A 21,125-nucleotide genomic window follows, 5' to 3' on the forward strand; every position below is an offset into this window, starting at 1 on the left:
CGCAGTGTGTACCGCTCCTCGAAGTTCATCGGCAGGGACGCCGAATTGCGCGCGGTGCTGAACAGCCTCGAATCGGCGCGGGCGGGGCGGGGCGGCGCGGTCTTCGTGGTCGGCGAGAGCGGCGTGGGCAAGTCCCGCCTCGCGTCGAGGGTCGCGGAGCTGGCCACCGCGGCGGGCATGCGGGTGATGCGGGGCCGGGGCAGCACGATCGGTACCGCGGTGCCGCTGCGCCCGCTGACCGAGGCGCTGCTGTCGTTGCTCCGGTCCGGGCCGGTCGACCCCACCGTGCTCGGACCGTACGGCCCGATCCTCGGCCGGCTCGTCCCCGACTGGGGCCGGCCGCCGGCCGACCAGGAGAACGCGTCCCTGGTGATCCTCGCCGAGGCCGTCCTCCGGTTGACCGGGGTAGCCGGCGCGGGGCGGGGTTGCCTGATGCTGCTGGACGACCTCCAGGACGCCGACACGGAGACGTTGGCCGTGCTGGAGTACCTGATCGACAACCTCGCCCTGCAACCGACCCTACTGCTGGGTGCGATCAGGGCGGAGCCCTGCGCCGCGTCGACGATCGCCCGGTCGGCCGCCCAACGCGGTCAGTGCACCCTCATCGAGCTGGGTCGGCTCGACGACGACGGGCTGCGGCAGATGGTCGGCGCCTGCCTCGACGCCGACCCGGAGCGGGTGCCGGCGGCCGCGCACGCCCTCGTGGCGACGGGCAGTGCCGGCAACCCCTTCCTGATCGAGGAGCTCGTCGCCGGCATGGTCGACGGCGCGCTGCTGATCGGCGGCCCGCAGGGCTGGCGGCTGTCCGAGGAGCTGCCCGCCGCCCTGCCGGGCACCCTGGCGCGGGGCATGGCGCAGGGGGTCGAGCAGCTCGGTCCCCAGGCCCGGGAGCTACTCTCGATGGGCGCGCTGCTGGGCCAGCGGTTTCCGCTGGCCGTGGTGCAGGCGGCCACCGGGCTGAGCGACCACGAGGTGCTCGACCACCTGTGCGGCGACGTCGCCGGGCGGCTGGTCACGGTGGACGACCAGCTCACCGACTGGTACGCCTTCCGGCACCGGCTCACCCGGGAGGCGCTGCTCAGCCTCCTCGGCCCCGCCGACCGTGCCCGGCTCGCCCAGCGGATGACCGACGCGGTGGAGGCGGTCTTCCCCGGTCTGCCCGGCGAATGGTGCCAGGTGTCGGCCACCCTGCACCTGGAGGCCGACAACCCGGAGGCGGCCGGCCGGCTGTTCACCGAGGCGGGCCGGCGGGCGATCGCGCAGGGCGGCGCCACCACCGCGGTCTCCCTGCTCGACCGCGCGATCGGCCTGCTCGGCGACAATCCCGTGGCCCGCGCGGCCGCCCTCGAAGCCCTCCTGCACGCCTTGGCGGAGGCGGGGCTGGTCGAGCGGGCGCTCGCGTCGGTCAGCACCCTCGACCAGATCGGTGGCGTCGACCCGCGCCGGCGGGCGCAGCTGCACACCCGGCTGGCCTGGGCCGCGACGGTCGCCGGCCGTTCCGCCGAGGGGTTGGCACAGGTGGCGCAGGCGCGCGCCCTGCTCGGCCCGGACGCCGCCGCGGAGGACACCGCGCCGGTCGACGTGGTCGCCGCCCACCTGGTGCTGGACACCGCCGGGCAGGACCAGCTCGCCACCGCCGAGGCGCTGGCCCGCCGGGCCGCCACCGTCGCCGAGACCGTCCCCCTGCCGGTGGTGGCCTGCCAGGCCTGGCAGCTGCTCGGCGCGTTGATCCGGCACCGCGACCCGGCGGAGGCGACCCGGTGCCTGGAACGGGCCCTGGCCATCGCCGCGCAGCACCGGCTGCCGATCTGGGAGATCCACGCGCTGATCCGGCTCGGCAACGACGACGCGCTGCGCAACGCGCGCCTGGACCGGCTCGAACAGGCCCGGGAGCGGGCCTCGCAGGCCGGCGCGGTGACCGCGCGCCACCAGGCGGAGGCGAGCCTCGCCCTGCACGCGGTGCTGCGGGGCGACTTCGACACCGCGAACGCCCTCGTCCAGCAGGTGCTGGCCGCGACCACCCGGCTGAAGCTGCTGGAGACCACCCAGTACGTGCTGCTGGTCAGCGCGGTGCTCGCGGCGCACCAGGGGCGGCGCCGGGAGATGGAGCACGCGCTGGCCGAGTTCCGCCGGTGGAGCGGCGACCAGGCCCTGCACGCCTCCCGCGTACACGGGCTGGCCAGGGCCTTCTGCGCGCTGCTGGAGGAGGACCGGCCCCGCGCCCTCGACGAGTTGGCCCGCGCGTTCGACGCCGAGGCGCAGAGCCCGACGGTCTTCCACCTCTCCGGCCGGCACGGCCTGCACGTGCTGCTCCAGGTCGCCTCCGGCGAGGCCGGCTGGCCGGCCTACGAGGCGGTGCAGGGCGACTCGGCGAGCAGGCTGCGCTGGGATCTGCAGTTCGCCCTCTTCGCGAAGGCGGTGCTGCTCGGCCGGTCCGGTCGGCAGGAGGAGGCGGAGGCGGCGGCGGCCGAGGCGATGCGGGCCGGGGCGCCGTACGCGATGGGCCGGCACCTCGCGTTGCGGCTGGTGTGCGAGTCGGCCCTCGCCGACGGGTGGGGGACGCCGGTGCAGTGGCTGCGCGCCGCCGAGGAGCACTTCCACCGCAGCGACGTGCCGGCCGTGGCCAGCGCCTGCCGGGCCCTGCTGCGCCAGGCCGGCGTACGCATGACGCAACGCCGCTCCGGTGCGGGCGACATCCCCTCCGGCCTGCGGTCGGTGGGCGTGACGGTGCGGGAGTTCGAGGTGCTTCGGCTGCTGGTCGGGCGGCTGAGCAACCGGGAGATCGCCGGCCGGCTGCACCTCTCCCCGCGCACCGTGGAACGGCACGTGTCCAGCCTGCTCGGCAAGACGGGCCTGCCGAACCGGATCGCGCTCAGCGAGTACGCCGCCGAGGTGGAGAGCGGCTGAGCGGCCACGCGGTGCAACATTCCTGCAATCGACGAACGTTGACGTCGATGTCCGGGCGGCCCTAGCGTCACGGGAGGGAAAGCCCTTTCCCATATGGCCCGGTGCCCCGCCGGACGGCGCACCGCCGCCCGCCGGCCAGCCCGGACCGCTCCCCGCACCGCACCAGGAGGACCCCCGTGCGTGACAGGCGCATCAGACGTACCCGCGGCGCGGTCGCCGCGGTCGGCGTGTCGGCGACCGCGCTCGCCCTGGCCGCGACCATGGTCTCGACGGCCCACGCCGCCACCCTCTTCTCCGACGACTTCGGCGACGGCGACAGCGGCGGCTGGTCGAAGTCGGGCGGCACCTGGTCGGTGACAACCGACGGTTCGCCGGTGCTCCGCCAGTCGAACACCGGCAGCGAGCTGGCCCGGATGTTCGCCGGGCAGACGAGCTGGACCGACTACGAGGTACGGGCCCGGGTCAAGCCGGCCTCGTACGGGAGCGGCGGTCTCGTCGCCATCGCCGCCCGGGCCAGCAGCTCCACGAAGATGTACCGGCTGTCGCTGCTCGCCGACGGTCGCGCGGAACTGCAGGCCGTCAACGGCAGCGCGGTCACCGTGCTCGGCTCGGCGGCCGGCGTCGGCTCCACCGGCGCGTGGCACACGCTGCGGATCGAGGCCGCCGGCAGCACCGTACGCGGATTCGTCGACGGCGTGCGGGTCGGCGACACGAACGGCACCCTGACCGGCGCGGGGCGGATCGCGCTGGTCACCGCCCACGCCGGCGCGAGCTTCGACGACGTGGTGGTCAGCTCCGGCGGCACCGGCCCGACCACCCCGCCGACCACCGCCGCCCCGACCACCGCTCCCCCGACCACTCCACCGCCGACCACGCCGCCCCCGACCACGCCGCCGCCGGCCGCCGGCACCCTGGTCGTCGCCACGAACGGCGACGACGCCGCCCCGGGCACCCTGGCCCAGCCGCTGCGGACCATCCAGCGCGCCCACGACCTCGTGCAGCCCGGCGGGACCATCGCCGTGCGCGCAGGCACCTACGCGCCGGCCAGCACCATCAAGATCCTCAAGGACGGCACCCAGTCCCAGCCGATCACCCTCACCGCCTACCAGGACGAGCGCGTGGTCATCGACGGCGAGAACATGCCGTACACCCCCGGGGCCGTGGGATCCTCGATCCCCCGCGCCGACCGGGGCGCCCTACACGTCGAGGGCGACTGGTGGCGGTTCGTCGGCCTGGAGATCGTCAACGGCCCGTACGGCATCTTCGGGGTGGACACCAACAACGGCCGCTACGAGCGCCTGGTGACCCGGGACAACTACGAGACCGGCCTGCACCTGCAGGGCGCCTCGTCGGGCAACCACGTCGTCGACCTCGACAGCTACGGCAACCGCGACCCGCGCAAGAACGGCGAGAGCGCGGACGGCCTGGCCATCAAGGAGGGCTCCGGGACGGGCAACGTCGTCCGGGGCGCCCGGCTGTGGCGCAACGCCGACGACGGCTTCGACGCCTGGCTGTTCCTGTCGCCCGTGCTCATCGAGAACAGCGTCGCCTACGACAACGGCTACAACTACTGGGGCCTGCCCGACTACACCGGGGACGGCAACGGCTTCAAGAACGGCGGCGGCACGGATCCGCGCCCGGCGGTCGCCCACGTCACCCGCAACAGCATGGCCTGGGGCAACTCGGCCGGCGGGTTCATCGACAACGGCAACCCGGGCTCGCTGGTCTTCGAGCGCAACACCGCCTGGGACAACGGCAAGGACGGCTTCAACGTGTCGCGCTCCGCCTCGGTGCTCACCCGCAACCTCGCGGTCGGCAACACCACCGACGTGTCGCTCGGCGCCTCCACCGGCTCCGGCAACTCGTGGAACCTCGGCGGGTCGTGGTCGCTCGTCAGCACGGACCCGGCCACGATCACCGGCCCCCGTACGGCGGACGGCGCCATCCCCACCTCCGCGTTCCTGCGCCCGGCCAACGGCGCGGACGTCGGCGCCCGGATCTGAGCCGGACCGGCCGGGGCGGTCGGCGGTGGCTCCGCCGGCTCCCCGGCCGCCCGGCGGCCTCCCGCACCGGCGCGGGAGCGTGCCGTGCGGGTCGCCCGTCGGGGCCACCGTCCGGCGCCGCGCGCTGGCAGGATGACCGGATGGACCTCGACACCGGGGCCGGGCTGCTGCACCGGCTGACGTCCTACGAGCCGAGCCGCGAGTGGGACGTGCCCGTGGACGATCCGCGCGTCCGCCAGGACCTCGTCCCGAACGACCCCGAGACCCTGCCGCCGCCCATGAAGGGCTACCCGGACGGTCCCGCCGTCCTCGCCCTGCCGCGCGACCTGCCCGACCCCGGCGTCCCCGCGACCGCCGTGCTGGCCGGCGTCGCGTCCCCCGCGCAGCCCCTCGACGCGGCGCAACTCGGCCGCGTGCTCTTCCTCGGCGCCGGCGTCGTGCGCACCGCCGAACGCAACGGCCACCCCTTCCTCTACCGCGCCTCCGGCTCGGCGGGGGCACGGTTCCCGCTGGAGGTCTACGCGAGCACCCGGGGCGTCGCGGGGGTGCCGGACGGCGTGCACTGGTACGACGCGCGGCGGCACGCGCTCGTCCAGGTGGCCCCCGCCGCGACCGGGGCGGTCACGACGCTGGTGGTCACGGGCGTGCCGTGGCGCACGGGCTGGCGCTACGCCGAGCGCGGCTGGCGGCACCTCTACTGGGACGCCGGCACCCTGCTGTCCCAACTGTCGGCCGCCGCCGACAGCGCCGGCCTGTCGCCGCGGCTGCGGTCGCTCTTCCCGGACGCCACCGTGCGCGCGCTCGTCGGCGCGGACGGGGTGCACGAATACCCGCTGGCCCTGCTGTCCCTCGGCGACGGTGCGCCGGCGATCGGGCCCACCGGGCCGGCGGTCCCCGGCGAGCTGCCGCCGGTCGAGCTGCCGCTGTGCACCGCCGCCCAGCGCGCGGGCGACCGGGAGGTGCTCGGCGCGCCCTGGCCGCGGGCGGAGCCGCTGCCGGCGTACCCGCCGTCCGACCCGCTCGACGAGGTCGTCCGGCGGCGCGGCTCGCAGCGGCGGATGGACAGGTCCCGGACGCTGCCGCGCGCCCTGCTGGAATGGCCCCTGGCGGCGGCCCTGCGCGGCGTGCCGGTGCCGCACTGGGTCGCCGTGCACGGGGTCGACGGCGTGCCGCCCGGCCTCTACCGGTGGCCCGACCTGTCGGCGCCGCTGCGCGCCGGTGACCTGCGCGACGAGCTGCTCCGGGTCTGCCTGGACCAGGCGCTCGCCGGCGGCGCGGCCTACGTCGTCATCGCCGCCGCGCCGCTGGCGGCCCTCGACGACCGCGGCTACCGCGACGCCCAGCTCGCCGCCGGGCTCGTCGAGGGCCGGCTGCACCTCGCGGCGTACGCCCTCGGCGCGGGCGCCAGCGGCATGACCTTTCTCGACTCGGACGTCCCGGGGCTGCTGGGCGAGCCGGACGACCTCGCGGCGCTGCTCTTCACCTGCGTGGGCGTCCCCGAGTACCGGTCGCGCGCGGGCGGGCGACCGGGCGCCCCGGTCGCGGTCCGCCCGGTGGTGCCCCGCGTCGGCGGTTCGTGACGCCGCTCAGCGGGGCACCCACCACAGGCACCGCCGACCGGCGGTAGCTCAGCAGGTTGGCAGGGCCGGGACCACGCCGCCGCGCCCGCTTCGTCGGTGCGCATGCGCCCGCGGGCGGCTCGACGCGTCCACCGTTGAAGGTTTCCGCCATTCAGCCACACCGGCACGGCAGCCGTTTACATCAACACCCGTCGCGGTGTACGTTACCGCCACCCGCCGATACTCATCGATGGCGGCGGATATCTGGAGGGGTGCAGATGACTGCTCGACCCGCCGTGCGACGCAGGCGTGGGCTGCTCAGCGCCGTGCTGGCCGCGACCCTGGTCCTGACTGCCGAATCAGCCCTGGCCGCCGCGCCGGTGTCGGCCGCCCCGGAGGGTGCCCCACCGGCGTCCGCCCGGCTGGCCACCGCCTTCGACACCGCCGCCGGCCGGTACGACGTCCCCCGCGACCTGCTCGTCGCCCTCGGCTACGCCGAGACCCGCCTGGACGGGCACGGCGGCGCTCCCAGCGCGGCGGGCGGCTACGGCATGATGCACCTGGTCAGCAACCCCAAGCTGCACACCCTGGACGAGGCGGCCACGCTGACCGGGCTCAGCCGTGCCGCGCTGCGCGCCGACCCCGCCGCGAACATCGCCGGAGCGGCCGCCGTCCTGCGCTCCTACGCCGACCAGGCGGGCCTGACCGCGGCCGAGCGTGACGACGTCGACGAGTGGTACGCCCCGATCGCCCGCTACGGCGGCGCGTCCCAACCGTCGCTCGCCCGCCTCTACGCGGACGCCGTCTACGACCTGCTCGGCACCGGCTTCGAGACCGGTCACGCCGGGGTGGCGAAGGTCCCCGGCCGGCAGGTGGCCCCGGAGCGGGACCTGCCGGGCGCCGCGTCGGACGGGGCCGGCATCCTCAGCACCGACTACGGGCCGGCCGCGTGGGCGCCGGCGAGCACCAGCAACTACACGGTGGCCAGCCGACCCACCAGCCACTCCGTCAGGTACATCGTCATCCACGTGACGCAGGGCAGCTACGCCGGCTCGATCAGCTGGTTCCAGAACCCGGCCGCCCAGGCCAGCGCGCACTACACGTTCCGCTCCTCCGACGGGGCGGTCACCCAGTCGGTGCGGGAGAAGGACATCGCCTGGCACGCGGGCAACTGGACCTACAACACCCAGTCCATCGGCATCGAGCACGAGGGTTACGTCGACAACGCGGCCTGGTTCACCGACGCGATGTACCGGGCGTCGGCGACGCTGACCCGCAGCCTCGCCAACAAGTACGGCATCCCGAAGACCAGGACGCACATCATCGGCCACAACGAGGTGCCCGGGGCCACCCACACCGACCCGGGCCCGAACTGGAACTGGGCCTACTACATGCAGCTGGTGAACCAGCAGACCGGCGTCGGCTCCGGCACGGTGAACACCGAGGGGGTGAGCCTCAACGTGCGCTCCGGGCCCGGCACCGGCTACGCCGTCGTGGGTTCCGTCGCCGACGGCGCGACCGTCAGCATCTACTGCCAGGCCGTCGGCACCACGGTGACCGGCCCCTACGGCACGAGCAACATCTGGGACCGCATCGGCACCAACCGGTACGTCGCAGACGCGTACGTCCTGACCGGCCACGACGGCTTCATCCCCGGCGTGCCACGCTGCTGACCACCACGGCCGGTGCCGTCCATCCCCGCGGGTGGACGGCACCGGCGCGTCACAGCCGCGCGACGACGAGTTCGTGGATCGCGGCGAGCAGCTCCTGGTCGCGCTCCGCGTGCGCGGTCACCGTGACGGCGGCCCGCCGCGCGGGGCTGACCACCACGTACTGGCCGTAGCGGCCGTCCAGCCGGTACGTGTCGGCCCGGTCGATCCACACGCCCAGCCCGTACCCGTGGGTGTACGGCTCGCCGTACGTGACGGCGCTCGTGTCGACCCGCTCCCCCGCCATCCGCCGCACGTACTGCGCGGGCAGCACCTGCCGGCCGTTCCACCTGCCCTCCTGCACCAGCAGCTGGGCGAAACGCGCGAGTTCCTCGGTACGGAGGAAGAGGTCGCTCTCCGCGAGGGGGTGACCCAGCGGACACGTGTGCCAGGGCGGGTCGTGCAGGTCCAGCGGCGCGAACAGGCGCGGCAGCAGGAACGAGCGCAGGTCGGCCCCGGTGACCCGGGCGATCACCCGACCGAGGGCGTACGGGCCCGAACCCGTGTAGGCGAAGCGGGTGCCGGGCGCGGCGGCGAGCGGCGCGGCGACGATCTCGTGGAGCAGGTCGGCGGCGGTGATCGGCTCGTCGGCGAACCAGCGGTGGCTGGTGCCGCTGGTCATCGTCAGCAGCTGGCGGAGCGTGACGGCACCGAGCCCGTCGGCGGCGATCGGCCGCAGCTCGGGCAGGTGGTCCAGGAGGCGGTCGTCGAGGCTCAGCCGCCCCTCCGCCTCGGCGAGCCCCACGGCCACGGACGTGAACGTCTTGGCGACGGAGTACAGGTTCACCCGGTCGTCGGAGCGGAAGCGGTGTTCCACGGGCGGGCGGCCCTCGCGGTGCACGCGGATGCCGTACGTGCCCAGCGCACGGTCGCGGTCCGCCCGCACGAAGTCGTCGAGGAGGTCGGCGCTCACGGGCGGACGATACGCGAGCCGGCGGGCCGGCGGCGCGTCCCCGTTTCCGCCGCCCGGCTCGGGGTACGGGCCAGGACGCCTGCTCAACACCGTTCTCGTGGAGGAACTCGCCAGATGGATGCCAGCAAGCCCGCCAAGGCGGTCAAGGACGTGGTGGAGGCCGCAGCCGGGAAGGTGGCCGACGCGCTGACCCCGGACGTGCCCGGCGCGCCGGGCAGCGCCCCGCCAACCGTCGAGGAGCCGACGACGCCACACGATCCGCTGCCGCCCAAGAAGGAACAGGGCGCCCCGGAGACCCGTACGCCGACCGGCGCGGCGACCGGCGCGCCGACGACGGCGAACGGTCAGCAGGGCGCCTTCCTCACGACGGCGCAGGGGGCGCGGCTGCGCGACACGGACCACTCGCTGAAGGCCGGGCCGCGCGGTCCGGTCCTGCTCCAGGACCACCACCTGCGCGAGAAGATCACCCACTTCGACCACGAGCGCATTCCCGAGCGCGTCGTGCACGCGCGTGGGGCCGGCGCGCACGGCGTCTTCGAGGCCTACGGCACGGCCGAGGGCGTGACGAAGGCCGGCTTCCTGGCGAAGGGCAGGACGACCAACGTCTTCGTGCGGTTCTCCACCGTCCTCGGTTCGCGCGGCTCGGCCGACACGGTCCGCGACACCCGCGGCTTCGCGACGAAGTTCTACACCGACGAGGGCACCTTCGACCTGGTCGCCAACAACATGCCGGTCTTCTTCATCCAGGACGCCATCAAGTTCCCCGACATCATCCACGCCGGCAAGCCGCACCCCGACCGGGAGATCCCGCAGGCGCAGAGCGCGCACGACACCTTCTGGGACTTCGTCTCCCTGCACACCGAGGCGCAGCACCACACCATGTGGAACATGTCCGACCGGGGCATCCCGCGCTCGTACCGGATGATGGAGGGCTTCGGCGTCCACACGTTCCGGCTCGTCAACGCCGCCGGCGAGACGGCGCTGGCGAAGTTCCACTGGAAGCCCAAGCTGGGCGTGCACTCCCTGACCTGGGAGGAGGCGCAGCTGCTCGGCGGCGTGGACCCGGACTTCCACCGCCGGGACCTCTACGACGCCATCGAGGCCGGCGCCTTCCCCGAGTGGGAGCTGGGCCTCCAGGTCTTCCCCGACACCCCCGAGGAGACCTTCGCCGGCATCGACCTGCTCGACCCGACCAAGATCGTGCCGGAGGAGCTGGCGCCGGTGCAGCCGCTCGGGAAGCTGACGCTCAACCGGACGCCGACGAACTTCTTCGCCGAGACCGAGCAGGTCGCCTTCCACGTCGGCCATCTGCCGCCGGGCATCGACGTCACGAACGACCCGCTGTTGCAGGGCCGGCTCTTCTCGTACGTCGACACGCAGCTCACCCGGCTGGGCGGGCCGAACTTCTCGCAGATCCCGATCAACCGTCCGCACGCCCCGGTCAACGACATGCTGCGCGACGGCTTCCACCAGCAGGCCGTCCACGCCGGGGTCGCACCGTACCGGCCGAACTCGCTCGACGGCGGCAACCCCTTCCCGGCCGGGGACACCGACGGCGCGTTCGTCGACGTGCCGGTGACGGTGACGGAGGCGCCCAAGGTGCGCGCCAACCCGGCCTCGTTCGACGACCACTACAGCCAGGTCCGCCTGTTCTGGCTGAGCATGTCGCCGGTCGAGAAGGAGCACATCGTCCGCGCCTACACCTTCGAGCTGGGCAAGTGCTACCACCAGGCGATCCGGGAACGCCAGCTCCGGTGCCTCGCCAACATCGACCCGGTGCTGTGCGCGGAGGTCGCCACCGGGCTGGGTCTGCCCGCGCCGGAGCCGACGGTGCCGCTCGTCGACCCCGCGCCCAGCCCCGCGCTGTCGCAGGTGGGCAGGCAGTGGCCGGCCGACGGCCGCACCGTGGGCATCGTCGTCGACCCCACCGCCGGGCTCGACGACGTCGACGAGGCACGCCGGGCGGTCTTCGCCGCCGGCATGGTGCCGCTCCTCGTCGCCCCGCACGGCGGCCTGGTGGGCGGCCTGCCCGTGCAGCGGACCTTCGCCACCGGCCGCTCGGTCGAGTTCGACGTGCTCCTGCTGGCCGGGGCGCCGGCGCCCGCGTCGGACGCGTCGCCGGCGCGCGACGCCAAGGCCGGCGCGGCGGACTCCGCCGCCGTGGATCCGCGGGTGCTGCTGCTGGTCGACGAGTGCTGGCGGCACGCCAAGGCGATCGGCGCGTGGGGCGCCGGCGTCGACGTGCTGCGGCAGGCGGGGGTCGCCGGCACGCCCGGCGTCGTCACGGGCGGCTCCGGCGCCGAGGTCCTCACCGCCGTGCAGCAGCTGCTGGCCGCCCACCGGGTGTGGGAGAGGTTCCCCGCCTCGGTCGCCTGACGCGCTCGTCCGCCGACGAGGGCCGTCCCCCGCAGCACCGGGAGGACGGCCCTCGTCGCGTCCGGTCCGCGCCGCGCCGCCGCCCGTGCGGCGGGTGCGGCGGGGCTGTCGCGGTCAGTCCCACCTGTCCTGGTTGAGGAAGCGGGCGAAGCCGCGCCACGAGTTGGGCCCCATGACCCCGTCGATCGGGCCGGTGTAGCCGTAGCCGGAGGCGAGGCGCTGCACGGCGCGCCAGGTGTTCGGGCCGGGCTGGCCGTCGATCGGTCCGGTGTAGCCGTAGGCCCGCATGGCCCGCTGGAGGGCGGCGTAGGTGCCCGGCCCGGGCGCGCCGTCGATGGGGCCGGTGTATCCGGCGGTGAGCCGCAGCCAGTTCTGCATGCGCTGGTAGAAGATGGTGCCGGGGATGCCGTCCTGCTCGGTGGAGGTCTTGGGCAGTCCCCCGGGTGCGGGGTTCTGCCCGACGTAGGCCAGCGGGTTGATGCGTACGCCGGCCGGATTGATCATGTGCCAGTGCACGTGCGGCCCGGTCGACGAGCCCGAGCCCGGCGCGCCGGCCGCGCCGCCGGAGAGACCGACGACGGTGCCGCTGGACACGGCCGCGCCGTTGCCGAGCAGGAACTGCGACAGGTGCATGTACTGGCTGCGGTACCCGTCCGCGTGCTGGATGGTGACCGTGTGCCCACCCGTGCCGTTGTACGGGATGTTCTGGATGGTGCCCGCGCCGCAGGCGGGCAGGCGGGTGCCGACCGGCATGCCGAAGTCGACGCCGCCGAGCGAACCCCGGTTCAGGTGGTCCTGCCAGGTGCCGGTGACGGGATAGCCGGAGAAGGGGTTGTAGATGGCGGGCGCGGCGTACGCGCGGCCGGGAACGGCCAGCCCGGCCAGGGCGCCCGCGCCGAGGGCGGCGCCGAGCAGCACCGCGCGGCGGTCGACACCGGCGGCCGCCGGGCCGTCGCCGCAGCATCCGGGTTGGTCGAGATGGTCCATCGCGTGCTCCCTGCTGATCGGTACGCCGGTCGGGCCAGTGACAATACATAGCCACGAATGAATCTGTCGACAGCCCGCTCCGCCACGGCTTCGGGTCACGGGCGACGTCCCGTCCGGCGCCGGAGATCCGCGCCGGCCGCTTCGACTCACCCAGCCGCCGCCGCAACCGCACCGCCGGGTCGCTCAGCCGCCCGGGCAGCGGTTGTCACCGCCGCTGTGCTCCTGGCAGGTCGTCGGCGCCGGGACGGGCGCGACCGGCGGCCTGAGGGTGCGCGCGGCATCCACGGCCGCCGGCGTCAGCGCCGCCGCGACCACGACGGCCAGGAACAGGTAGACCAGCCCGGTGCGGCGGTACCGGCAGCCGAACGCCACCAGCGCGATGACGGCCGGCCCGCCCGCTGCCGTCGCCGCGAGGAACAGCAGCACCCGGGCGGAGCGCCGCCCGATCTCCGCCGCCCGCCCGTCACCGTTCGAATGGTGGTCGGCCCACCCCTCCATGCCGATGGTGAACAACCACCACAGCAACGCCAGGCACGCCCCCACCCAGACCACCGTCAGGAGCACGACGGCGTACCGGGACCGGGCGGCGGGTGTCGACGAGGTCATGCCGTACAGCCTGCCCGGGCCGGGGCCGCGGGACGTGAGCCCGCGTACTCACCGCGGGGGCGAATCCTGCGCACCCGGGCGCACGCGCGGGGGCCGGTCGGCGGTGGCCACGCGCCGGACGGCGGTCGTCGCGGCGGTAAGGGCCGCCGCCGGCGAGGACGGCGGCCCGCCGGTGCGGTCGCGACGGCGACCGCACCGGCGGGCCTGGCCTCGTCACCGACGGGCCGGGTCGGGAGGTCCGCTCACCACCCGCGGCACTGGCCGGACGTCGGGCCGCTGACCGTGTTGGCCACCCCGCCGTCCACCGGTGGCGGCTGGTTGCCGACGCACCGCAGCGGCCCGTCGATCCGGTTGCCGGACACCACGACCGGCGTGTCGCCGGTGCGGCTGTCGACCACGCTGACCGGCCCGGTCACCCGCGTCCCGCTGATCAGCACCGAACCGGTGACGCCGGTGACCGACAGCGGGCCGTCGACCGTGCTGCCCGTCAACTCCACCACCGTGGCCCCGGTGGCGGTCACCGGGCCGCTGACGCTGGCGTCGAGCGCGATCAGGCCCGCGCCCTTCGCGACGTTGACCGGTCCGAACACCGTGGCACCCGGCGCGAGGCAGGTCACCCCGCCGTTGACCGGCAGCGGACCCCGACGCTCACCGCTGACGACCTGGGCGCAGGTCTGGTCGGTGACCTCGAGCGTCACCGGCAACGTCGTCAGCGGGTTGGACGGGTCGTCGCTGGTGACGCAGAGCTGGGCCCGGTAGGTACCGGCGGCCAGCCCGGTGCTGTCCATCGAGAGCGTCACCTCGGTGGACCGGCCGGCACCGGTGCCGGCCGACGTGCGGGACGCCGTCAGCCACGGCACCTCGTCGGGCGTCACGCACGGCTGCAGGTCGGGCAGCCGGACGTGGGTGATGAACCGGGCAGCACCCTTGTCGTTCTCGACCTCGACCAGGCGGCCGGAGCGGTCGATCTCGTGGACCCCCTTGGAGCTGGTGGTCAGGATGTTGCCGTTACCGAGCGGGTGGACGCCCTGGTATCCGCTTCCGCCGGGCGGCGTGTAGACGCCGATCAGCTTGCCGTCGCGGTCCATCTCCCAGACTCCCGGGGTGGAGCCGCTGCCCCAGCTCGCCGCGAGCACGTTGCCGTTCGGCAACTCCACGAGCTGGCCGGGCCAGCTCAGCCCCTGGAAGAAGCGGGCGTTGGCGGCGGAGCCGTCCTTCTTGAAGCTGTGGATGGCGTCACTGTCGCTGGCCGAGACGAGCACGTCGTCGCCGCGGAACAGGATGCCCCACGGTCCCTTCAGCCCGTCGGCGCCCGGCGCGATGAACGTACCCAGGAACTTCCCGTCGGCGTCGAACTCGACCACCGAGTTGGCGTTCGCCTGGGAGGCGACCGTCACCAGCACGGTGCCGCGCGGCGAGAGCGCGATGCCCCGGGTGTTGCCCATGACCGTCGGATCTCCCGCACCGCCGGCGGGGGCGAAGACGCGCCGGAAGCTGCCGTCCAGGCCGTGCTCGGTGACCACCGAGTTGACCTGGTCGGACATGAGGAAGCCGCTGCCGTCCGGCTTGGCGACGACCTGGAACGGCGTGTAGAGGTTGCTGGTCGGGTCGAACTTGAAATGCGGGATGAACTGTGGGTCGATCTGCTTGCCGGTCTGCGGATCGAACGCCATCACCCCACGGGTCGCGCTGCCCGAGTTGGGGATCAGCAGGACACCGTCACGCAGGAGCCGGATCCGCTCGTCGCTCGGGCCGGCGTCCGGGTCGTCCAGCCGCCAGTCCAGCACGCCGTGCCCGGCGTTGCGTACCGCGAACTTCTGGCTGGTGACCAGCCCGGCCGGCTGCCGCGCGGAGAGCGACTTGGGTGCCACCTCGATCTTCGGCACCGGCACCACCGTCAGTTCCAGCGCGATCTTGGTCGTCGGCTGGTCCTGGTCGTTGCTGGCCAGGCACAGGTCGGCCCGGAACACGCCACCGTCGTCCAGGCCGGTCGAGTCGAGCGTGATCTGGATGTCCTGGCTCTTGAACGCGCCCAGGGTGCCCTGCGCCGGGGTCACCTTGACCCAGGTCGGCCAGGCGCAGTCGGCGCCGCCGCCGGTCGCCCGCCAGGTGAGCTCGGCGCCGCCGGCGTTGCCCACCTTGACGGTGTGGCTCTCGTTCTGCGCGACGTCCATGCTGGAGCTCAGCGCGGTCCTGTCGACCGTCAGGTCCGGGGCCGCGGGAAGGACGGCGACCGGGAAGTGAGCCTGGGCGATCGGCTGCCCGTCCGGCGCGTGCCGGGCGTCGGTGCTCAGGTTGATCGCGCCGAAGAGCCAGTTCTTGCGGGCGGTCCCGGTGACGTCCACGGTGACGGTCAGCGCCTGACTGGCGCCGGGCGCCAGGGTGAACTGCGTCGGCGCGACCGTGATCCGCGCCCCGGTCGGGGCCTGCGGCGCCACCTGGTAGGTCGCGGACACCTTGGCCACGCTGGACACCGTCCGGGTGAAGGTGCAGACCTTGAGGCAGTGGTGCTCGACGACGGCCGGCAGGTTCAGCGTCTGCGGGTCGCCACCGGCGTCGGGGTTGGCCGCGACGAAGTTCGCGGCGGTCTCGTCGAGCACGATGCCGGTCCGGGCGGCCTGGGCCAGGTTGATCCGGCCGGAGCCGATGTCGAACGCGTCGGCCGGCGTGCGGCCGTCCTCCTTGACCACCCCGTCGCGGTCCGCGGTGACCGCCAGCGCGGACCGGATCCGCGTCGGCGACCAGTCGGGGTGCAGCGCCGCCAGCAGCGCGCCGGCGCCGGCGACGTGCGGCGACGACATGGACGTGCCCTGCATGAAGGCGTACGTGGCCGGGTTGTCCTTCGCCGCCATGGTGGCGGCGAGGATGTTGCGGCCCGGGGCCGCCACGGTGGGCGCGAGCATGTCGAACTTGCTGGGTCCGCGCGAGCTGAAGTCGGCCACGACGTCGGTCCAGTCGCCGTCGCGCAGCACCTCGCTGCCGGGGTCGACGCGCACGGTGACGGGGCCGTCGGTGGCCGCCGCGTGGTCGCGCAGCCGCTGCCCGTCGGCGAGGGAGACCATCACGGCGGGGATGGTGGTCCCGGCGAGCGCGCCCATCGTGATCGGCGGGCCGCTGTACTGGTTGTGCACCACCACGCCGGTCGCGCCGGCGGCGGTGGCGTTCTTGACCTTCACGGAGAAGTCGCAGCCGCCCCGGGGCAGCAGGGCGACCTTGCCGCTGAACGCCGCTGCCGGGAACGGAACGCAGGCCTGCACGTTGTTCGCGTCGACGGTGCCGGAGTACCGGATCTCACCCTCGATGGGCGGGTTCGGCGAGTTCTCCCCGATCACGGCGGCGATGCCGGTGAGCGCCGCCGGGACGGGCGTCGGGCCCGTCACGTCGAGCCGGTGGGCGATGACCCGCTCGTGGCTGACCGCGGCCACGGACATGTTCCACGGCGCGGTCTTCGCGACGGTGCTGGCGCCCGGGCCGCTGTTGCCGGCGGAGGCGGCGACGAAGATGCCGGCCGAGTACGCCTCCAGGAACGCCTGGTCGACGAGGTCCTTCCAGGGGTCGTCGCGGCCGGAGATCGAGTAGTTGAGGACGTCCACGCCGTCGGCGATCGCCTGGTCCACGGCGGCGATCGTCGCCGAGGAGAGGCAGCCGATGGCCATGCAGACCTTGTAGGAGATGACGTTGGCCCGCGGCGCGACCCCGGAGACCGTGACCTTGTGCGTGCTGGTGCCGACGGTCATGGTCGCCTCGTGCCGGTTGCCGGCGGCGGTCGAGGCGGTGTGGCTGCCGTGGCCGTTGTCGTCCCGGGCGTCGGTGCCGACCATCGACCAGGCGCCGATCAGCTTGTCGTTGCAGATCGCCTTGTGCTGGGGATGGGTCGGGGCGCAGACGCCGGTGTACGTGCCCGCGCCGTACGGGTTGGTGTGCCGGTAGCCGTCGCCGTCCACGGCCGCGAACGAGGGGTGCTCGGGGTTGATGCCCGAGTCGAGGATCCCGACGATGGCACCCTCGCCACGGGTGCCGACGTTCTCCGCCGTCCTGCCCTCCCACACCGCGGGCGACTGGATCAGCGCGTTGCTGGTGTCGGTCGTCAGCTCCAGGACCTCGTCGGGTACGACCGCGCTGACCCCCGGCAGGCCGGACAGGTGCGCCGCCTCGTCCGCGCTGACCTCGACCGCCAGGCCGTTCACCACGTTGCGGTAGGTGTGGGCGACCCGCACGGAGCGGCCCAGGATCGCCTCCATCTCGTCCACCAGCGTGTCCTGCTGCCGCGCCAACTCCTGCGCGTAGGAGGTGCTCGCCGCGGACCGGGTGTCGATCCCGCCGGTGCGTGCCGCCCTCGCCTGCGAGGCGGCCACCACCGACGGCTTGTCCATCTTCACCAGCCAGAGCCCGCTCTTGGGCTGCGCCTTGCTCGACGCCGGGCGGGCTGACGCCTCGGCTGTCGTGTCGCCCGCCGGCAGCGGTGCCGCCACGGCCGGGACGGGGGCCACGGCGAGCAGCATGGTGCTCGCCGTCACCGCCACGACCAGACGGGCCGGTGTCCGCCGACGGGAGGGGAACCTTCTTCGGGAGGGGGGATGTGCCACGGTGAGCTCCTAAGTCACTGAGCGGCGCGATCGGTGCTGTCTCGCTGCCTCGCCAGAGCCGGGGAGTGCTCGGTGCGGCTGGGTGCGATCGTGTGAAACCTAGGTGATCACGCAGGCCAAGGCAATGGCGTCCGTCCATCCGCGCACCTCACCGGGGCGCGCGGGGGAACACCGCCCGCCGGCCTGCGGGACAGGTCCTCACCGTCGGGTCAGTTCGGACAGCCAGCTCTCCAGGGCCGCCGGGGAGCGGAACAGCAGCACCGGCGGCCCGGCCGGATCGGCCTGCCAGGCGCGCATCCGCCGCCGGGCCCGGCCGAACGCGGTGGCGTGCCACACCAGGATCGAGTCCCGGGACAGCACGCTGCGCAGCGACTCGCGGTTGCCGTTGCAGATCTCCTCGCCGCTGACCAGCCGGTGGGCGGTGCGCCGCAGCAGCCGCCAGAAGGAGAGCCAGCGCGGGTAGTCCAGGCCGACGACCAGGTCGGCGCGCGCCAGCACCACGTCGCGCCAGCCGTGGTACGCCCCGTCGAGGATCCAGCGGTCGCGTCGGCAGACCGCCTCGATCCGGCTGCGCTGCTCCGCGACCGGCACCTCCACCCAGCCCGGCTGCCACAGCAGGTCGTCGACCGGGTGCCACGGCGAGCCGAGGCGCTCGGCCAGCCGCGCCGCCAGGGTGGACTTGCCGGCGCCGTACACCCCGTAGACGAGGATGCGGGCCGGTGCGGTCATCGCGGCAGCGTACGCCGCCGGTCGGGTCCCGGCCCGGTGGCGCCTCGATCCGGACGGATGCGGGCGGGCGGTGGCGTCACCGGTCCCGGTCGCGGCGACGGCGACGGCGACGGTCCGGGTCGCCGGCACGGCGGGCCGTGACCGGGGCCGCGCCACCGGGTCATACACTCATCCCCTGGTCACGCGCCCGGACGCGCTCACGTCGGGGCGGCGACGCAGCGGAGCCGGGCGGACGGCAGCCGGTCCCGGCACACGGCGTGACGCCCGGGTCGGCGGGTGTGGATCGCCGGTGCGCGCACCGGCACCGAATTGCCGGACGGAGCGGACCGGCACTGAAAGGGACTGCTGGTGAGGCGACGAGGCAACGGGACCTGGCGGCTGCGGGTCGCGGCGGGGACGGTCGTCGTCCTCGCCGTCGCGACGGCCCCCGGTGGTGCCGTGGCCGACCCGACACCCGCGGCGGCCCCCGGGACGCCGGTGTGCGAGGTGCGTGGCGGCCGGCTGAGCGAGATCTCCGGCATGGTCGCCACGGACGACGGCTTCGTCATGGTCAACGACGGCGCGGACGACGAGGCCCGCCGCCGCATCTTCTTCCTGGACGATCGGTGCTCCGTCGTGCGGACCGTGTCCTATCCGTCCCGGCCGCGCGACACCGAGGACCTCGCCGTCGGCGCGGACGGCACGGTCTGGGTGGCGGACATCGGGGACAACGACCGGTCGCGGCAGACGATCGCGGTGTGGAAGCTGCCGCCGGGAGCCGACCGGCCGGTGTTGTACCGCATGGCCTATCCGGACGGTCCGCACGACGCCGAGGCCCTGCTCGTGACCGGCGACGACCGGCCGGTGGTCGTGTCCAAGTACTCGGCCAACGTGTACGCGCCGAGCGGCGCCCTGCGTGCGGGTGCGACGACGCCGCTGGTGAAGGTGGGGCAGGTCCGGCTGCCGGCCTCCACGACGAGCAACCCGTTCGGGGCGCTCGGTCGCACGGCGGTCACCGGCGCCGCCACCGCACCGGACGGGCGCCGGATCGTCCTGCGCACCTACGCGGACGCGTACGAGTTCGACGTGACCGACGGCGACGTGGTCACCGCGTTGACCGGCGGGACGCCACGGATCATCGCGCTGCCCGACGAGCCGCAGGGCGAGTCGGTCACCTACAGCCGCGACGGGCGGTCCCTGCTCACCGTGTCCGAGACCGCCGACCAGCCGCCGGGGACGATGCCCGCGGTCCGGCGCTACCCGCTGCCGGCGGCCGCCGGGTCCCCCGCCCCGTCCAGCACGCCCGGGCCGACGGCCCGCGCCGCCGGCGACGGGACCGGCCGCTCCAGTGCCGTGGGGACCTACCTCGTGGCGGCCGGAGCGCTCGGGCTGGCCCTGATCGCCGTGGGGCTGCTCGCACTGACCCGCGCGCGGCGCGCCAGATCGCACTGACCCGCGACCGGGGTACCCGGGTCGCGCCGACCCGGACGCGGCGGGTCAGGTCCCGCCACGCGGTTTGCCGGGTCGCCTATCCGCGCGGCGGGCCGGGTCGCGCCAGCCGCCGCGGCTTCCGGGGTGCGCGCCCGGGTCAGGCGCCGTCCCCACGGCACGGAGCCGCGGTGTGGAGGCCGGTGAACAGGGCGGCCAGCAGGTCGCTGCGCGCGTCGATGCCGGCCGCCGAGACCCACTCCTGCCAGGCGTGTGCGCCGCCACCGGGCGGGGCGAGCCCGTCGACGGTGGGGCGGCCGAGCGCACCCGTCGTGTTGGTGTCGGCGGCACCGTCCGCCGGGCGACCGGCGAGGCCGCCCTGACCGAGGTCGGCGGCGATGCCCACGATCCGGTCGAGCAGGTGCGCCCCCGCCTCGTCCGGCCGCCAGGTGGGCCGGTGCGAGAGCAGCCGGGTGTCGAGCCGGGCGCGGTCGCGCACCGGACGCAGCGACCGCAGGCCGGTGAGGACGGCGTCCTCGTCCGCCGGGTCGCTGAAGCGCAGTCCCAGTTCGACGTGGGCCTCGCCGGCCACCACGTTGGTCCGCCCCCCGCCGGCGATGGTGCCGGTGTTGAGCAGGACCGGCCGGCCCCGCACGAGTGCGCGGAGCCGCACGAGCTGGTCGACGAGCTCGTCGATGGCGTTGACTCCGGCGTCCGGGTCGAGCGCGGCGTGCGCCTCGATCCCGGTGACCTCGATGCGGACCCGGGTGCTGCCGCGCCGGCCGGTCTTGAGGTCGCCGCCGGGGTGCGGCGGTTCCAGGCCGAGCACCGCGCGGGCCCGGGCCGCCTCGGCCCGGACCAGCCCGGTGGCGGTGGGCGAGCCGATCTCCTCGTCGGCGACGACGAGGACCCTGATCTCGGGGTGCGGGGCGCTCTGCCGCTCGACGCGTGCCGCCGCCGCGAGCAGTGCGACGATCCCGGCCTTGGTGTCGTACACGCCCGGGCCGCGGACGACGTCTCCCTCGACGGACCACGGCATGCCGGACAGCGTGCCGACCGGCCAGACGGTGTCGTAGTGGGTCAGCAGCAGCACCGGGTCGCCCGGGACCCCTCGCGCGGGAAGGGTCCAGACCAGATGGTCGCCGCTCGGGTGTGGCACCCGGGCGGTGTCGAAGCCGGCGCGGGCGGCGTCGGCGTCGAGCACGTCGGCCAGCGCGGCCAGCGCCCGCCGGTCACCGGTCGGCGACTCGTGCAGCGTGTAGCGGTGCAGCGCGTCGAGCGCGGGGCTGGATTCCGAGGACGACATATGCGGACCATATGATTCACTCGAACACCTTGTCAAC

General features: G+C 74.5%; 12 protein-coding genes. 6 read left to right on the top strand and 6 right to left on the bottom strand.

Annotated elements, in window-relative coordinates; all coding sequences use genetic code 11:
• The first annotated feature begins 6 nt into the window (after positions 1–6).
• The 4 genes from ACLQ22_RS24420 (at position 7) to ACLQ22_RS24435 (ending at position 8,142) form a co-directional block, all read left to right on the top strand.
• Positions 7–2,907 carry an ATP-binding protein gene (locus tag ACLQ22_RS24420; RefSeq protein WP_425694370.1) on the top strand — a complete coding sequence of 967 codons (2,901 nt, stop codon included), beginning with the start codon at positions 7–9 and terminating at the stop codon, positions 2,905–2,907.
• Positions 2,908–3,083: 176 nt separating this feature from the next.
• Positions 3,084–4,910: a right-handed parallel beta-helix repeat-containing protein gene (locus ACLQ22_RS24425; RefSeq protein WP_425694371.1), complete on the top strand. Its 1,827-nt coding sequence runs from the start codon at positions 3,084–3,086 to the stop codon at positions 4,908–4,910.
• Positions 4,911–5,050: 140 nt separating this feature from the next.
• Entirely contained in the window at positions 5,051–6,490 is a 1,440-nt protein-coding gene (locus tag ACLQ22_RS24430) for a hypothetical protein (RefSeq protein WP_425694372.1), read from the top strand.
• Between the two features lie 257 nt (positions 6,491–6,747).
• Positions 6,748–8,142, top strand: a complete 1,395-nt coding sequence (locus ACLQ22_RS24435) for an N-acetylmuramoyl-L-alanine amidase (protein ID WP_425694373.1) — start codon at positions 6,748–6,750, stop codon at positions 8,140–8,142.
• 49 nt (positions 8,143–8,191) lie between these two features.
• Here ACLQ22_RS24435 and ACLQ22_RS24440 read toward each other — a convergent pair whose 3' ends face one another.
• Positions 8,192–9,091 (bottom strand): serine hydrolase domain-containing protein, encoded by a 900-nt coding sequence (locus tag ACLQ22_RS24440; protein ID WP_425694374.1) that lies wholly within the window; start codon positions 9,089–9,091, stop codon positions 8,192–8,194.
• Positions 9,092–9,205: 114 nt separating this feature from the next.
• Here ACLQ22_RS24440 and ACLQ22_RS24445 point away from each other — a divergent pair, with 114 nt between their 5' ends.
• Positions 9,206–11,467, top strand: coding sequence for a catalase (locus ACLQ22_RS24445; protein WP_425694375.1), 2,262 nt, complete (start codon positions 9,206–9,208; stop codon positions 11,465–11,467).
• Positions 11,468–11,581: 114 nt separating this feature from the next.
• On the opposite strand, the gene ACLQ22_RS24450 is transcribed toward ACLQ22_RS24445, so the two are convergent.
• The 4 genes from ACLQ22_RS24450 to ACLQ22_RS24465 form a co-directional block, all read right to left on the bottom strand.
• Positions 11,582–12,454, bottom strand: coding sequence for a peptidoglycan DD-metalloendopeptidase family protein (locus tag ACLQ22_RS24450; RefSeq protein WP_425694376.1), 873 nt, complete (start codon positions 12,452–12,454; stop codon positions 11,582–11,584).
• Between the two features lie 183 nt (positions 12,455–12,637).
• Complete coding sequence (locus ACLQ22_RS24455; RefSeq protein ID WP_425694377.1) at positions 12,638–13,060, bottom strand: hypothetical protein; 423 nt, start codon at positions 13,058–13,060, stop codon at positions 12,638–12,640.
• Positions 13,061–13,302: 242 nt separating this feature from the next.
• Entirely contained in the window at positions 13,303–17,577 is a 4,275-nt protein-coding gene (locus tag ACLQ22_RS24460) for a S8 family serine peptidase (protein WP_425694378.1), read from the bottom strand.
• A gap of 267 nt (positions 17,578–17,844) precedes the next feature.
• A complete protein-coding gene (locus ACLQ22_RS24465) occupies positions 17,845–18,375 on the bottom strand; it encodes an adenylate kinase (protein WP_425694379.1) in 531 nt (176 codons plus the stop codon).
• Positions 18,376–18,723: 348 nt separating this feature from the next.
• On the opposite strand from ACLQ22_RS24465, the gene ACLQ22_RS24470 reads away from it, so the two are divergent.
• A complete protein-coding gene (locus tag ACLQ22_RS24470; RefSeq protein WP_425694380.1) occupies positions 18,724–19,806 on the top strand; it encodes a hypothetical protein in 1,083 nt (360 codons plus the stop codon).
• Positions 19,807–19,942: 136 nt separating this feature from the next.
• On the opposite strand, the gene ACLQ22_RS24475 is transcribed toward ACLQ22_RS24470, so the two are convergent.
• Positions 19,943–21,088: a M20/M25/M40 family metallo-hydrolase gene (locus tag ACLQ22_RS24475; RefSeq protein ID WP_425694381.1), complete on the bottom strand. Its 1,146-nt coding sequence runs from the start codon at positions 21,086–21,088 to the stop codon at positions 19,943–19,945.
• Positions 21,089–21,125: the final 37 nt, after the last annotated feature.

This window comes from Micromonospora sp. DT178 (assembly GCF_049841695.1).
GTDB lineage: Bacteria > Actinomycetota > Actinomycetes > Mycobacteriales > Micromonosporaceae > Micromonospora.